A 14,756-nucleotide genomic window follows, 5' to 3' on the forward strand; every position below is an offset into this window, starting at 1 on the left:
ACCTTGGGCGCGGCGGTTCGAAAGAGACCGCCGTGCACATCGTTCGGTTGGCTGCGCCGTCGCGTGCGGCATTTCTAGGCTTGTGTGATGTTCGATCTTGGCTGGTCCGAATTGCTGGTGGTCGCGGTGGTGCTCATCGTCATCGTCGGACCAAAGGACCTGCCCGCAATGCTGCGCACCTTCGGGCGCGTGACCAAGCAGTTGCGGGGAATGGCAGGCGATTTTCGCCGACAGTTCGATGAAGCGCTGAAAGAGGCCGATCTCGAGGACGTGAAGCACAGCGTCAACGAGGTGAGGGGGCTCGATCCCCGCCGCAAGGTCCGCGAAGCGATGAACCCGATGAAATCGATCGGCGACGAGATCCGTTCGTCGCTGAACAGTGCCACGGCGGCACCCGAGCCGAAGGTGCCGGACAAGACCGGGCAGCCGAAAGCGGCAAGTGATTCGGATATGGAAGCCGCGCCGACGAAGGACAGCGACGACGCCGCATCGTCGACCGCAAGTCAGGACAGCCCGGCCAAAGCGAAGGACGTGGCGTGACGACGACCCGGGACGACGAGATCGAGGCGTCTTCGGCGCCGCTGATCGATCACCTCATTGAACTCAGAAGGCGGCTGATCTGGTCGATCGCCGGCTTCATGGTGGCGTTCGTGGTGTGTTTCTTCTTCGCCAAGCCGCTGTTCAACTTCCTGGTCATTCCCTATCAGGTCGCTACCGAGTGGGCCGGCATGGCCGAAACGCGGCAAGTGGAGCTGATCTACACGGCGCCGCAGGAATTTTTCTTCACCCAGGTCAAGATCGCGGCCTTCGGCGGCTTCTTTCTGGCCTTTCCCCTGATCGCCAGCCAGATCTACGCCTTCGTTGCGCCGGGGCTCTACCGGAACGAACGTGGCGCCTTCCTGCCATTTCTCGTCGCGACGCCTATCCTTTTCCTGATCGGCGCAGCGCTCGTCTATTTCTTCTTCACGCCCATGGTCATGTGGTTCTTTCTGTCGATGGAACAGAGCGGGGGCGACGGGCAGGCAGCGATCCAGCTCCTGCCGCGTGTCTCGGAATATCTCTCGCTGATCATGACGCTGATCTTCGCCTTCGGCCTGGTGTTCCAGTTGCCGGTCGTGGCGACGCTTCTCGTGCGGGCGGGTCTGACGTCCGCCGATGGACTTGCCTCGAAGCGAAAATACGCGATCGTCATCGCCTTCGTTGCCGCGGCCATCCTGACGCCGCCCGATCCGCTGTCGCAGATCGGTCTTGCCCTGCCGACGATCCTTCTCTACGAGATTTCCATCCTGGCGGCACGGATGATCGAGAAGAAGCGGGCGGAGGAAAGGGCCGCGCGCGAGGCTGAGAGCGAAGTCTGAGCGCACCCTCCTGTCACGTCCCTTGCCGCCACAGACGAGGGAATCATGCTCGACATCAAATGGATCAGGGACAATCCGGGCAAGCTGGATGAGGCGCTCGCGAAGCGGGGGGCGCCCCCCGCCGCGATGGATTTGATCAAGCTCGACGAACGGCGCCGCGACCACCTGAAGGTGCTTCAGGATCTCCAGAATCGCCGCAACGACGCGTCCAAGGAGATCGGCCGCGCCAAGGGTTCGGGAGACAACGCCCGCGCCGAGGCGTTGATCGAGGAAGTTGGCGCGCTGAAGGCCGAGATCCAGGAGGGCGAGGAGACCGAGCGGCGCATCGACGCCGAACTCGAGGATACGCTCGCCCGCATTCCCAACATTCCGCTCGCCGACGTGCCGGTGGGCGAGGACGAGGCGGACAATGTCGAGGCCCGTCGAGTCGGCGAGCCGCCCCAGTTCGATTTCGAGCCGAAGGAGCATTTCGATCTCGGGGAAGCGCTCGGCCTCATGGATTTCGAGCAGGCGGCGAAGATTTCCGGTGCCCGCTTCACCACGCTCAAGGGCCAGATGGCGCGCCTCGAACGCGCGCTCGGCCAGTTCATGCTCGACCTGCACACGACGGAACACGGCTATTCGGAGATGGCGGTCCCGCTTCTCGTTCGCGACGAGGCGCTGTTTGGAACCGGCCAACTGCCGAAATTCGCCGAGGATCTGTTTCACACCAATGAAGGCCGCTGGCTGATCCCGACCGCCGAGGTCTCGCTGACCAATCTGGTGCGCGAGCGCACGCTCGATGCGGCCGATCTGCCGCTGCGCGTGACGGCTCTGACGCCGTGCTTCCGCTCCGAGGCGGGCGCGGCCGGGCGCGACCAGCGCGGCATGCTGCGCCAGCACCAGTTCTACAAGGTTGAACTCGTGTCGATCACCGACGCGGAGAAATCGGTCGAAGAACTGGAGCGCATGACCTCCTGCGCCGAAGAGGTGCTGAAGCGGCTCGGGCTTTCCTATCGCGTCGTGACGCTGTGCACCGGTGACATGGGCTTCGGCGCCCGAAAGACCTACGACATCGAGGTCTGGCTGCCGGGACAGGACACCTATCGCGAGATTTCCAGCTGCTCGGTCTGCGGCGACTTCCAGGCGCGCCGCATGGGGGCCCGATACCGGGTCACCGGGGAGAAGGCCCAGCGCTTCGTCCATACGCTGAACGGCTCCGGTGTTGCCGTCGGGCGCGCGCTGATCGCGGTGATGGAAAACTATCAGAACGCCGACGGGAGTATCACCGTGCCTGAGGTGCTTCGGCCCTATATGGGCGGGCTGGAACGTATTGCGGTGTCTGCCTGATGCGCATTCTCATTACCAATGACGATGGCATCCATGCCGAGGGCCTGGTCGTTCTGGAACGCGTCGCCCGGGAGATTTCGGACGACGTCTGGGTCGTCGCACCGGAGACCGACCAGAGCGGTCTGTCGCACTCGCTGACCCTGTCTTCGCCGCTCAGACTGCGGGAACTCGACGAACGCCATTTCGCCGTGCGGGGCACGCCGACCGACTGCGTCATCATGGCGCTGAAGAAGGTGATGGATTCGCCGCCGGACCTCGTTCTTTCCGGCATCAATGCCGGGCAGAACATCTGCGAGGACATCAGCTATTCGGGCACGGTCGCCGGAGCGATCGAAGGCATGATGCTGGGAGTCCGCTCGATCGCGCTCAGCCAGGCCTTTGCGCCGGGAACCGGGCGGGATGCGTTGTGGAAGACCGCGGAGAGCCATGCGCCGGCGCTGATCGAAAAGCTCGCAGCCTTCGACCTGCCGGCGGGCCATCTCTTCAACGTCAACTTTCCGGCGGTCACGGCCGATCAGGTGGCGGGGATCGAGGTCACCCGGCAGGGCAAGCTCGACTATGGGCTCGGTCTCGAAGAGCGCCGGGACGGTCGCGGCTTCCCGTATTACTGGCTGAAATTCGGCCGGCAGGTCGGCCCTGATGTCGCCGAATCGGATATCGCCGCGCTGCAGGCGGGGCGCATCTCCGTCACGCCTCTGCAGCTGGACCTCACCGCCGAGAGACTCCGCGACGGGCTGGCGGATGCTCTGAGATGAAGGCTTCGGAGGCGGATCGAGACCGGCTCGCGCGCTTCATCCGGCGTCTGGGCGAGGAGCCGGATATCCCGCCGGCGCTGTTCAAGGCCGTCGAAAGCGTTCCGCGTCGTCTGTTCGTTCCGCCGGGCACCGAGGATCCGTATGAGGACCTGACGGCGCCGATCGATTGCGGCGAGACGATGCCCGGCGCAATGACCGCGGTGAAACTCGTCGCCGCCCTCGAGCCGGAGGCCGAGCAGCGCGTTCTCGAGATCGGCACGGGCAGCGGTTATGTCACCGCCCTTCTTGCGAAGATCGTCGGCCACGTCACGACCTTCGAGCGCTACCGCCGCCTCCTCGACGCAGCCTCGCAGCGCTTTCGCGAGATCGGGATCAGCAATCTGACGCCGGTCTTCGAGGACGGACGCGAGGGCTATCGCGGCGGAAGCCCCTATCATCGGGTGATCGTCCACGCCGCCTTTCCGGCGCCGCCGAAGCAGTTTCTCGACCAGCTCGGCATCGCCGCCTCTCTCGTCTGTGCGATTGGCCCCGGGGACGGGGAGCAGACGCTGGTGCGGCTGCGCAAGGTCGGCAGCCGCTTCGAGCGCGAGGATCTCGGCCCGATCCGTCTGCAGCCAATCGCCTTCGGCAAGGCCGACGTTCTCTAGCGCGGCCCGCGCGATATCCCGCCGGCGCCTTCGGGCGGCTCAGCGCTCCATGCGATTTCCTGGTTTTGGTGCAGCGACTTAACGCGGCAGTAAGATTAACGGTGTTGAATGGTCGCGTGATGCTTCTTTGTACCGAAGGGATTGTGATGCGCTTCCTCGTGCTGAGCCGTTTGCGCCGACAGATGGTCGGCTCCGTGGCCGTCGCCACGATCGCCGGCTTATTGGCCGGTTGCAGCGGGGACGTCGTGCGGTTCGACGACGGTTTCTATACCGGTTCCATCCCGCAGTCCGTGCCGGCCCAGACCAATGCGCCGGCCCAACCCTATCCCGGAGCCGTCGACAGCATGGCGACCGGTTCGATTGCGCCGGCTCAGGCGCCGGACTCCAATTCCGGCGGAGGCTTCCTGGCCACGCCGCAGGCTTCGCAGCAGAGCGGTTATCCGGCCGCGTCCGCCTCAGGCCCGGTCATGCAGCGCAGCCAGCTTCCGCCGCCTCCGCCGCCGGTCTATCGCCGCGCGGCCGATCCGGCTCCCGTGACGTCCAGCGCCGATGTAACCGCCGGCAGCGATCCTGTCGGGGTTCCGGGCGATCGCCCGATGGTCGCGGCTGCCGACAGCCGCGCAAGCGTTCCGGCCACCCGCGGTGCGCCGCCGACCAGTCTGCAGGAGCAGGCGTCCCGTCTCGCCACCCCGAGCCCGCGTCCGGTCCAGCAGGCCAGCCGTTCGACGACGGTCGAGGCGAGCAGCCAGTCCGGTCAGCCGGCCGGGACGGTGAAGGTTCAGTCCGGTGACACGATCAGCAAGATTGCCCGCAAGAGCGGCGTGTCGCCCGATGCGATCCGCCGCGCCAATGGGCTGACCTCCGACACGATCCGCATCGGCCAGACGCTGACGATTCCGTCGGGCGGGACGGTTCCCGCTGCCGCGAAGACGCGCGTCGCTTCGCTTGAATCCACATCCACGGACACGTCCTCGGCGACCAAGCCGGCGGCCTCGGCCCCGAAGGTCGAGGAGCCCAGGCAGGCCAGGGTGGCCGAAAAGAGCGGCCGCGTTGCCTCGGATGCTCAGGTCGATCCCAACCCCACCGGCTCGGTCTCGAAGCAGGTGCGCGAAGAGGTGGCGGCCGTCGCGCCGAATTCGACCGGCATCGACCAGTTCCGCTGGCCGGTCCAGGGCCGGGTGCTCAAGCGCTTCGGCGAGAAGGTCGACGGTCGCCGCAATGACGGGCTGAACATTTCCGTGCCGCGCGGCACGCCGGTCAAGGCAGCGGAGAACGGAGTGGTCATCTACTCCGGCAACGGCTTGAAGGAATTCGGCAACACGATCCTGGTCAAGCACGACAATGGCCTCGTCACGGTCTACGGGCACGCCGACACGCTTCTGGTGGACAAAGGCGCGACGGTGCGCCGCGGCCAGGAGATCGCCAAGTCCGGCATGAGCGGAGACACCGACGTGCCGATCCTGCACTTCGAGGTGCGCAAGAACTCCGCGCCCGTCGACCCGACGAAATATCTGCAATAGTCGCAAGGGCGCTTGTCGCCCGCACCGCCGTCCATCCGCCGACCTCCAGGCGTGACAGAAACCCGGCCGCGAAGCGCCTTCTCGCGGTCGGGTTCCTTGTTTGAGGGAAAGAGGTGGCTGCACTTTCGCCGCCTGGCCTCGCGGAGTGTGAATGGTCAGCCGCTACCGGATGACCTCGCGAACCCGCTTGTCGCGGTATCGCCGCCTCGATCGCCCTTTCGCCCCGGCCGATCACGGATGTTGATCGGTGCGATCAACAAAAATCGGGCTGTGCCAACCACCACAGTCTGATAAGGCGTTCGCATCACACCCTTCCATGAGACGGAATACGACAATGCAACCGGCTTTCGCTGAAAGCCGACAGGGTCTGGCCTTTTCCCTTGGCGCCTACGCCATCTGGGGCCTCATCATGCCGGTCTACATGAAACTGTTGGACCACGTCTCGCCGCTCGAGATCGTGGCGCACCGGATCATCTGGGCCGTGCCGCTCGCGATCGCGATCCTGTGGTGGCAAGGAAGCCTTGCCAGTGCCTGGCGGCATTTCGGCAATCTCCGCACCCTGGCGCTTGCCGCCCTGACGGCGACGCTGATCTCCGGCAACTGGGGGGTCTATGTCTACGCCATCGTCTCGAATCAGGCGGTGGATGCGGCGCTCGGCTACTACATCAATCCTCTCGTCAACGTGGCGCTCGCTGCCGTCTTTCTCAGCGAGAGGCCGACGCGCCTGCAGGCGATCGCGATCGGTTTGGCCGCCATCGGCGTCGCCGTCATGACGGTGAAGGCCGGCGGTCTGCCATGGATTTCCCTGGTGCTTGCCTGCAGCTTCGGGACCTACGGGCTTCTTCGCAAGATGGTGCCTGTCGGGGCGAGCGAGGGGTTTTTCCTCGAAGTGGTCATCCTGACGGTGCCGGCACTGCTCACGCTGTTCTGGCTCGCGCCGGAACGGCACTTCCTCACCAACGGCGTCGAAACCGCAATGCTGATCGGGGCAGGGCCGGTAACGGCGATCCCGCTCATCCTCTATGCGGCGGGTGCGCGTCTTCTGCATTACACGACGGTCGGCATCCTCCAATACCTCGTACCGACCCTCCTCGTGCTGACCGCGATCTTCCTGTTCGGCGAGCCGTTCAGTTCCTGGCAGCTCGTGGCCTTCGCCTTCATCTGGTCGGCGCTGGCGATCTACACCTATTCGCTGTTCGGGAGACGACGGCCTCCGAGTGTTCCGACACGCCAAAAGGCTGCGTCCGGCATGGTGCCGGCGGTATCGACCTGCGGCAGTGACGAGGCGCGTCTCTGAGGAGGGCGGTTCTCAAGAATCCGTCGGGCAAAGAGAAACCCGTCCGGTAGGACCGGACGGGTCGGCTGCGGTGCAAAATGGGGTGGACGGTGCCTGGTCAGCCCGCCGTCGTCTTCAGATGTGCGCGCAGCATCCAGGCGAACTTGTCGTGGGCCTCGATGCGGGCGGTGGCCATGTCGTTTGTGGCGAAGTCACCATGCTGGTCGGCCACTTCCGCGAGTGCCGAAAGCGTCGAGGACAGGGTCTCCTGATCCTTCATCAGAACTTCGATCATCGACTTGGCGTCGGTCTTGCCGTCATGCTCGGTGATGGCGGAACGCTCCAGGAAGACGCTCATCCGACCTTCTGCATGGGCGTCCATCGCCTTGATGCGCTCAGCCAGGAAATCCTGACCCTCGAAATGGTCCTCGTAGATCTTCTGGAAGAGCTCGTGCAGCGGGCCGAAGGCCATGCCGGTGACGTTCCAGTGGAAATTCTGCGCCTTGACCGTGGTGACGGCCGTCTCGGCCAGGGCCTGGGTCAAGCCCTCGACGATCTCCTGCTTGGCGGTGGGCTCCATCTTGGCGGCGACGAGGGCCATTGTTCTCTCCTTACCCTTCTCGAAAATGTCGTTGGCGTCCGTCTCTCTTGGCTCGGCGGCGCCCTTCCTCGTATCTGCGCCTGCAAATCGACATGGAGCCGCAGGCGAGACGCTCGGCGCTAGAGCTTGTGCGCGAGCGATTCCGAAAGGAAGCGCAGCCACCGCCGCCCCTCGGGCCGGACGCGCCAGGCGACGAGGGCTGCACCGGACGTGCGCTCACCGGACTGCCAGGCCGCCATCAGCCGCAACAGCCAGATCTCGTCCTCCGACGGGTTGGCGGTTCCCGGCCGATAGATGCTGAGTTCGCGGTTGGCATGCTCGCGCAGGCCGCGAAAGAAGGTGTTCGCCAGATTCTCGATGGCGGCATCGGATTGCGTGCTGAGAAGCAGGCAGGCCCGCTCGACATTGGGACGTGGCGCCAGGCGGCTCTTCAGGGCGAGCCAGCGAAGCCGGTTCAGCCGGTCGCGCTCTTCCTCCTGCAACTGGGGCGTCCGCTGGGCGACCGTCGGACAGCCGACGGTCTGGCCGCCTCGACGAAATGGCAGGATCGTCGCACCGACAGCGGCGGATTCCTGGAAGGCTAATGCAGCGCTCATGCTCGATGTCCCGTCGGTTCCGCGTGAGGCCTTGTAGGAGCCCAGTTTGGAACCATTCTAAAACTTGACAATCTTAGTCACCCTTAATACCAGCCCCGGAAGCTGGCGGGAAGGGGCAGGCACCGGATCGCCTTGAAAAAGAGCCGACGGATTGTCTCTTTCGTCCGCCGTCTGCAGGACAATTCGCGATCTCTCGGTCTCCGATGATATGGGGAGCCATCCTTGGCGAAACGATGGGCGAAGGCGCCGTCGCCTTGCATCAGCGTCTGCAAGTTCCGTGGCGACGGGACTTGCATCGGATGCTCGATGACCCGGCGGGAAAAGAAGCGCTTCAAGCGGCTGAAGACAAAGCCGAAGAAGAAGGCGTTCTTCGAGGAACTGGTGGCTCGGCTGACGCGGATTGGTCGGTTGTCCCGCTGGGAGCGGGTCTATCGTCGCAAGTGTCTGCGGAAGGCGCGGCCCTGTCCGCTGGACAAGCTCTGAGCGTGATGTGCTTGCCTGCGCTGACATGACGCGCTCGGGGCGGCCGCCAGGTCACAGGCCGTAATAGATGCAGATTGCCACGGTGGTGGTGAGCCCGACGGCGACGTTCATCGGCAGGCCGACCTTCACAAAATCCGAGAAGCGGTAGTTGCCGGCGGCGTAGACCAGCGTGTTGGTCTGGTAGCCGATGGGCGTTGCGAAGGATGCCGAGGCGCCGAACATGACCGCCACGACGAGCGCGCGCCCGTCGATGCCGAGGGATTCGGCGAGGCTGAGCGCCACCGGCGTGACCACGACCGCGACGGCATTGTTGGTGACGAGCTCGGTGAGGAGCGAGGAGAGGGCGTAGATCGCCAGCACCACGACAAGCACGGGCGCGTTTTCGAGCCAGGGGAAGATGACTTCGACCAGGAGATCGACTGACCCGGCCTGCTGCATGCCGATGCCGATGGCGAGCATGGCGAAGATCAGGATAAGCAGATCGCCCCGGATCGAACGCCAGGCCTCGTCGGCATCGAGAACGCGCAGGAGCAGGCAGGCCGCGATCGCAACGAAGGCCGCCGTCTGGATCGAGGCAAGACCCAGAGCGGAGACGATGACAACCGCGAGCAGCGCGCCGATCGCCAGCGGCGCCTTGTCGCGCCGGAAGGAGCGCGCCTTGCTGACATCCACGCCGACGAGATCGTTGGCATCGGCAATCCGCGTGATCGCTTCCGGGCGTCCCTCTAGCAGCAGCCGGTCGGCAGGGCGCAGGCGCGTCTCGTGCAGGGTGGGACCGGGAACGTGAAGATGGCGCCTGACGCCGAGGACCGCGATCCCCGACCCTGAAATGCCGATCAGTTCGGACACTTTTCGCCCGATGCCGCGGCGATGCGGTGCGACCGTCGCTTCGACCAGGATGCGCTTTTCATCGTCTGCAGGCGGGGCGACACGCGCGACGCGGAAGCCGTCGCTTTCGTGCAGCGTCAGGATCTCTTCCGGTGTGGCGAACATGACGATGCGGTCCGCCTTGCGGATTTCGATATCGGCGAGGTTGCGCCGCAATGTCTGGGTGCCGCGCCGGATGGCGACGGGTTTCATGCCGCGCAGCGTCAGGGAGCCGACCTCGCCCAGCCGGCGACCGATGGCGCTCGAGCCCTCCCGCACCACGATCTCGGTAAAATAGGGCTCCGGCTCGCCTTCGCCGATCGTCTCGGCAGCCCCGGCGCGCTCCGGCAGAAGCAGGCGGCCCACCAGGACGAGGTAAGCGAGCCCCGTCGCGGCGGCCACCAGGCCGACCGGCGTGATCTCGAAGATCGAGAAGGCTTCCAGACCCTGCGCCCGGGCGACGCCATCGACCAGGAGGTTGGTCGAAGTGCCGATCATCGAGCAGGTGCCGCCGAGGATGGCGACGAAGGAGAGCGGCATCAGGAGGCGGGTCTCGGCGACGCCCAGCGTGCGCGCGATCTCGACGACGATCGGTAGGAGCACGATCACGGCCGGCGTGTTGTTGAGAAAGGCCGAAGCGACGAGAAGACCGGCCGTCATGGTGGCGAGTGTCGTGGCCGGGCGGGTCTTCACTCTGGCGACCAACCAGCCCGCAGCGGCGTCGAGCGCGCCGGTCCGCACCAACCCGCCGGACAGAACGAACATCGCCGCGATCGTGATCGGAGCGGGGTTGGAGAAGACGCTGCCGAGTTCTTCGCTGTCGAGATATCCGCATAGAAAGAAGGTCACGGCTCCGCCGATGGCGACGACTTCAGGCGGATAGCGTTCGAGGGCGAAGGCGATGAAGACGACAGTGACGATGCCAAGGCCGATAAAGGCGGAATAGTCTGAGAAAAACGCGGCCATGGTCTCACGCACATGATGATCCGGCCAAAAGCTGTAGCCGCGACGCGATTTGGCAAGAAGTTGAAACTCCATAAAAAAAGCCGCCGCACCGGTGGGTGCGGCGGCATGCAGGGCGCGATGCCCGGGCATAGGGGTTTCTGATTTCCTAGGCGGCGATCTCTTCGGCATCGAAACCTGCGAACATGCGGTCGAGGTCGAGAAAGCTGGTCATTCCGCTGTCCGTTGCGAGAACGCCCGAGACGTACCCGGCCGAGAAGCTGCCGCGCATTTCCGGCGTCGGCTGGACGCTGGCTGCCTCGACGGTGAGGATGTCGGCGACCCGGTCGACGAGGAGGCCGACGACCGTGTTCCCAATCTCCGCCACGATGACCGCGCTGCGTGCATCCGGCTTGGAGGCCGGCATCCCGAGCTTGGTCGCCATGTTCACGATCGGAATGATCGATCCCCGCAGGTTCATCATGCCCATGACTTCCTGGGGCGCCTGGGGCAGGGGGGTCGACTGGGTCCAGCCCCTGATCTCACGTACCGACATCGTGCGAACGCAGAATTCCTGTCCGCCGATCTCGAAGGCGATGATCTCGATATAGGCGTTGTTCGCTTCGCCGGCCTGGCCGTGTTCCATCGTGTTGCGCATCAGAATTCCTCCCAGCTGTCCTGCTTGAGGGCGTTGTTGCCGCTCGTGGCGAATGCCTTGCGCACACCGCCCTGGAGCTGGCGTGCCGGCGAGGCGGCCGGACGCGAGGTGTTGGCTGCCGGACGCGGCCGCGAACCCCTGCCGGTAGAGACGTCGAACTTGGCGAGAAGCGAGTTCAGCTCGTCGGTTTCCTTCGCCAGATTATGGCAGGCGGCCGTCGATTCCTCGACCATGGTCGCGTTCTGCTGGGTGCCTTCGTCGATCGAGCCGACCGCCTTGTTGATCTCGGCAAGCCCCACCGCCTGAACACGGGCGGCCTGAACGATCGCCTGGACGTTCTCGTTGACCAGCTGCACTTCGGCGACGATCGATTCCAGCGCCTTTCCGGTTTCGCCGACGAGGGTCACACCCTGTTCGACCTGACTGGTCGAGGTCTGGATGAGACCCTTGATCTCCTTGGCGGCTTCCGCCGAGCGCTGGGCAAGCGCCCGCACTTCCTGGGCGACGACGGCGAAACCCTTGCCGGCCTCGCCGGCGCGGGCGGCCTCGACGCCGGCGTTCAAGGCAAGCAGATTGGTCTGGAAGGCGATCTCGTCGATAACGCCGATGATCTGGCTGATCTGCTGCGAAGACGCCTCGATCGCGCCCATGGCACTGACCGCCTTGGCGACGATCGCGCCGGAATTCTCCGCTCCGGTCTTCGTCTTCTCGACCAGCGCCCCGGCTTCCTCCGCCTTTTCGGAGGAGGCGCGAACGGTCCCGGTCAGTTCCTCGATTGCGGCGGCGGTTTCTTCGACCGAGGCCGCCTGCTGCTCGGTGCGTCGGGCAAGATCGTCGGAGGCGACGCGGATTTCCTCGGTCGCGGAGCCGATGGTCGAGGCGGTTTCTCCGACCGCAATGAGGACATCACGCAGGACGGCCACCGAGGCGTTGAAGTCGGTGCGCAGCTTGTCGAGGGAGGGGATGAAGGGTTCCTTGATCTCCTGGCGCACGTCACCTTCGGCCAGCCGCCCCAGACCGTCGGCGATCGTCTGGACGGCATTGACGCGGCCGGTGACGTCGCTGGCGAACTTCACTACCTTGGTCACCCGACCGTCGGCGTCGAAGATCGGGTTGTAGGAGGCCTGGATGAAGATCTCCCTGCCGCCCTTGGCGATACGCTTGAACTCGTCGCTCACGAACTCGCCACGGCCAAGCCTGGCCCACAGTTCGCGGTATTCCGCGCTCTGACCATAGGCCGTTTCGACGAACATCGCGTGCTTGCGACCCTTGATCTCGTCGAGCGTGTAGCCCATCGCATTGCAGAAATTCTCGTTGGCGGTCAGGATCGTGCCGTCCAGCGCGAATTCAATGATCGCCTGCGACCGCGAGATCGCATCGAGCTTGCCGGCATTCTCGCTGGCAAGGTTCTTGGCGGCCGTGATGTCGGTGGCGACCTTCACCACCTTGACGACCTTCTTGCCCTGGAAGACCGGATTGTAGGACGCCTCGATCCAGATTTCCCGGCCGCCCTTGCCGATGCGCTTGTATTGCCGCGCGTCGAACTCGCCTCTGCCGAGCTTCGCCCAGAAGGCGCGATAGTCCGCGCTCTGCGCCTCGGCAGGTTCGACGAACATCGAATGATGCTTTCCTGCGATTTCCTTTACGTCGTAGCCGAGTGCGCGACAGAAATTCTCGTTCGCCGTGATGATCGTGCCATCGGGCTTGAATTCGATGATCGCAAGCGATTTCTCCAGCGCCTGCAAGACACCAGCGGCGTGGGAGCCGGAACCAAGACCTGAACCAAACATTGCAGTCCTCCAATCATTCTGGCCCTCAGGCCGCTTGACCCGTTCGTGGCGCCGCAGGGGCAGGCAAACGCCGAATTTCCAATTCGATGTATTTCGGCAGCCTTTGATAAGGGCTACTGATAATTCATCTGCTCTGATGAATTCGATGCTTGGTTCATACGCGAAGTGTCTTAATTTTCCCGATGTAACTTCACGGCGAAATTGACATAAAAACCAGCGTACTAGCGTCGTTTCGAGTAAAAATCGGCGAACTTCTTGCACTGATAAATTGTTATTTGCTATTTATAATGCTTGCTGTCGATCGAATGATTTGACGGGTAAATCAGGGTGTTGGTCAGCGCGACCTCCATGTGCGCGTCGCAATGATTGCGATACGCAATCATAAATCCCTTCCCAGAGCAGCGCCGGTTTCTTTGCCGGCCAAAAAATTTTCTTGCATCGAAAGCGCAAGATTCGTGCGACGCCGGGCGTCTGGATGCCACTTTTTGTGGCAGTGAAAGCCCAGCTTTCGAGCGATCTCGCCGCCGCCCCGGCCTCGGCGCATGCCAATCTCCAGCTTCCACCCATTCTTCGCTCCCTGGCACGCCGCTTGCCTGTGCTCTTTCGTGCGGTGCGTCTAGGGTTCCGGCATCCTCTTCGAGGGTGCGGCTGGTCCGAGAGACGCACTCCCCGTGAACTTCGGGGAGACACGGCGGGCCAAAATCCCGGGAGAACGCCGCACGGTCCCGCGCGAGCGGGCCGTCTCCCGGTCCTCTTCGCGCGAAACCCTTGAGAGACTCGGCCAGTGCGGCCGACGCGACGAAGAAGGATGATGCTCGATGAAGAAGCTAGCCGGCGCCCTCGCTTTCGCCGCTTCCCTGATAGCCGTTCAGGCCGCCAACGCCCAAGAGAAGACCGAGTTTTCCGTCTGCTGGTCGATCTATGCGGGCTGGATGCCCTGGGGCTATCTGGAAGAATCCGGCATCATGGACAAATGGGCCGAGAAATACGGCATCGATGTCGAGATCGTGCAGATCAACGACTATATCGAGTCGATCAACCAGTATACCGCTGGGGAATACGACGCCTGTACAATGACCAACATGGATGCGCTGTCGATTCCTTCGGCCGGGGGTGTCGACACCACCGTTCTCATCGCCGGCGATTATTCCAATGGCAATGATGGCCTCGTGCTCAAGAGCGGGACCGAGCTCGCCGATATCGAGGGCCAGAGCGTCAATCTGGTAGAGCTGTCGGTCTCCCACTACTTCCTGGCGCGCGCCCTGGAATCGGTGGGCTTGAGCGAACGCGACATCACCACGGTGAACACCTCCGATGCCGACATGGTCTCGATCTACGGCACGCCCGAGGTGACGGCGGTCGCCACCTGGAACCCGATGCTGTCGGAGATCCTGTCCGGCCCCGACGCCAATCTCGTCTTCGATTCCTCCAAGATCCCCGGCGAAATCATCGACATGCTGGTGGTGAATACAGAGACGCTCAACGACAATCCGGACTTCGGCAAGGCGCTGGTCGGGGCGTGGTTCGAAGTCCTCGCGCTCATGCAGTCCGACACCCCGGAAGGCACGGCCGCCCTCGAGGCCATGGCCGCAGCGGCCGGAACCGATCTCGAAGGCTACAAGAGCCAGCTTGCCGCGACGGCGCTCTTCTATACGCCGGAGGAGCTTCTCGAATTCACGACCGGCGACAAGCTGCCCCAGACCACGAAATTCGTCGCGGAATTCCTCTACGACCACGGCATTTTGGGGCAGGGGGCGCCGAGCCCGGAATTCGTCGGCGTCAGCTTTCCCGACGGATCGACCTATGGCGACGAGAACAACGTGAAGCTGCGCTACGACAACAGCTATGTCGAAATGGCGCGCGACGGCGAACTCTAGGTCCAGCGACAAACGCGCGTCGCCGGACCTCCGGCGTCGCCCGTCCGGCACGATCTT

General features: G+C 64.0%; 14 protein-coding genes and 1 riboswitch. Of the genes, 9 read left to right on the forward strand and 5 right to left on the reverse strand.

The features are described from left to right. Positions 1-87 precede the first annotated feature (87 nt). The 7 genes from tatB (at position 88) to rarD (ending at position 6,906) form a co-directional block, all read left to right on the forward strand. Positions 88-540 (forward strand): Sec-independent protein translocase protein TatB, encoded by a 453-nt coding sequence (gene tatB, locus MF134_RS07305; protein ID WP_255338768.1) that lies wholly within the window; start codon positions 88-90, stop codon positions 538-540. Next, positions 537-1,358, forward strand: coding sequence for a twin-arginine translocase subunit TatC (gene tatC, locus MF134_RS07310; protein WP_255338769.1), 822 nt, complete (start codon positions 537-539; stop codon positions 1,356-1,358). Before tatB ends, tatC begins: the two co-directional genes overlap by 4 nt. A 45-nt stretch (positions 1,359-1,403) precedes the next feature. Beyond that, positions 1,404-2,687 carry a serine--tRNA ligase gene (gene serS, locus MF134_RS07315; protein WP_255338770.1) on the forward strand — a complete coding sequence of 428 codons (1,284 nt, stop codon included), beginning with the start codon at positions 1,404-1,406 and terminating at the stop codon, positions 2,685-2,687. Then, entirely contained in the window at positions 2,687-3,442 is a 756-nt protein-coding gene (gene surE / locus MF134_RS07320) for a 5'/3'-nucleotidase SurE (RefSeq protein ID WP_255338771.1), read from the forward strand. The genes serS and surE overlap by 1 nt, the downstream gene beginning before the upstream one ends. Beyond that, positions 3,439-4,089, forward strand: a complete 651-nt coding sequence (locus MF134_RS07325) for an rRNA adenine N-6-methyltransferase family protein (protein WP_255338772.1) — start codon at positions 3,439-3,441, stop codon at positions 4,087-4,089. The genes surE and MF134_RS07325 overlap by 4 nt, the downstream gene beginning before the upstream one ends. 146 nt (positions 4,090-4,235) lie before the next feature. Then, entirely contained in the window at positions 4,236-5,609 is a 1,374-nt protein-coding gene (locus tag MF134_RS07330; protein WP_255338773.1) for a peptidoglycan DD-metalloendopeptidase family protein, read from the forward strand. A 334-nt stretch (positions 5,610-5,943) separates the two neighbouring features. Continuing rightward, a complete protein-coding gene (gene rarD / locus MF134_RS07335; protein WP_255338774.1) occupies positions 5,944-6,906 on the forward strand; it encodes an EamA family transporter RarD in 963 nt (320 codons plus the stop codon). 97 nt (positions 6,907-7,003) lie between these two features. Here the strand turns inward: rarD and MF134_RS07340 are convergent, their stop codons facing one another. Both MF134_RS07340 and MF134_RS07345 read right to left on the reverse strand, forming a co-directional pair. After that, positions 7,004-7,486 carry a Dps family protein gene (locus MF134_RS07340; protein WP_255338775.1) on the reverse strand — a complete coding sequence of 161 codons (483 nt, stop codon included), beginning with the start codon at positions 7,484-7,486 and terminating at the stop codon, positions 7,004-7,006. A gap of 119 nt (positions 7,487-7,605) precedes the next feature. Beyond that, positions 7,606-8,082, reverse strand: coding sequence for a hypothetical protein (locus MF134_RS07345; protein WP_255338776.1), 477 nt, complete (start codon positions 8,080-8,082; stop codon positions 7,606-7,608). Positions 8,083-8,304: 222 nt separating this feature from the next. Between MF134_RS07345 and MF134_RS07350 the strand changes: the two genes are divergently transcribed. Beyond that, complete coding sequence (locus MF134_RS07350) at positions 8,305-8,565, forward strand: DUF1289 domain-containing protein (RefSeq protein WP_255338777.1); 261 nt, start codon at positions 8,305-8,307, stop codon at positions 8,563-8,565. Between the two features lie 51 nt (positions 8,566-8,616). On the opposite strand, the gene MF134_RS07355 is transcribed toward MF134_RS07350, so the two are convergent. The 3 genes from MF134_RS07355 to MF134_RS07365 form a co-directional block, all read right to left on the reverse strand. Next, entirely contained in the window at positions 8,617-10,410 is a 1,794-nt protein-coding gene (locus MF134_RS07355) for an SLC13 family permease (RefSeq protein WP_255338778.1), read from the reverse strand. Between the two features lie 133 nt (positions 10,411-10,543). Then, a complete protein-coding gene (locus MF134_RS07360) occupies positions 10,544-11,032 on the reverse strand; it encodes a chemotaxis protein CheW (protein WP_255338779.1) in 489 nt (162 codons plus the stop codon). Next, positions 11,032-12,822: a methyl-accepting chemotaxis protein gene (locus MF134_RS07365; protein ID WP_255338780.1), complete on the reverse strand. Its 1,791-nt coding sequence runs from the start codon at positions 12,820-12,822 to the stop codon at positions 11,032-11,034. Before MF134_RS07365 ends, MF134_RS07360 begins: the two co-directional genes overlap by 1 nt. Positions 12,823-13,427: 605 nt before the next feature. Further along, a riboswitch (guanidine-I (ykkC/yxkD leader) is annotated at positions 13,428-13,535 on the forward strand. Between the two features lie 105 nt (positions 13,536-13,640). Here MF134_RS07365 and MF134_RS07370 point away from each other — a divergent pair. Continuing rightward, complete coding sequence (locus MF134_RS07370; RefSeq protein ID WP_255338781.1) at positions 13,641-14,699, forward strand: putative urea ABC transporter substrate-binding protein; 1,059 nt, start codon at positions 13,641-13,643, stop codon at positions 14,697-14,699. Positions 14,700-14,756: the final 57 nt, after the last annotated feature.

Origin of the sequence: Jiella marina (assembly GCF_024359545.1) — a bacterium.
Taxonomy (GTDB): domain Bacteria; phylum Pseudomonadota; class Alphaproteobacteria; order Rhizobiales; family Rhizobiaceae; genus Jiella.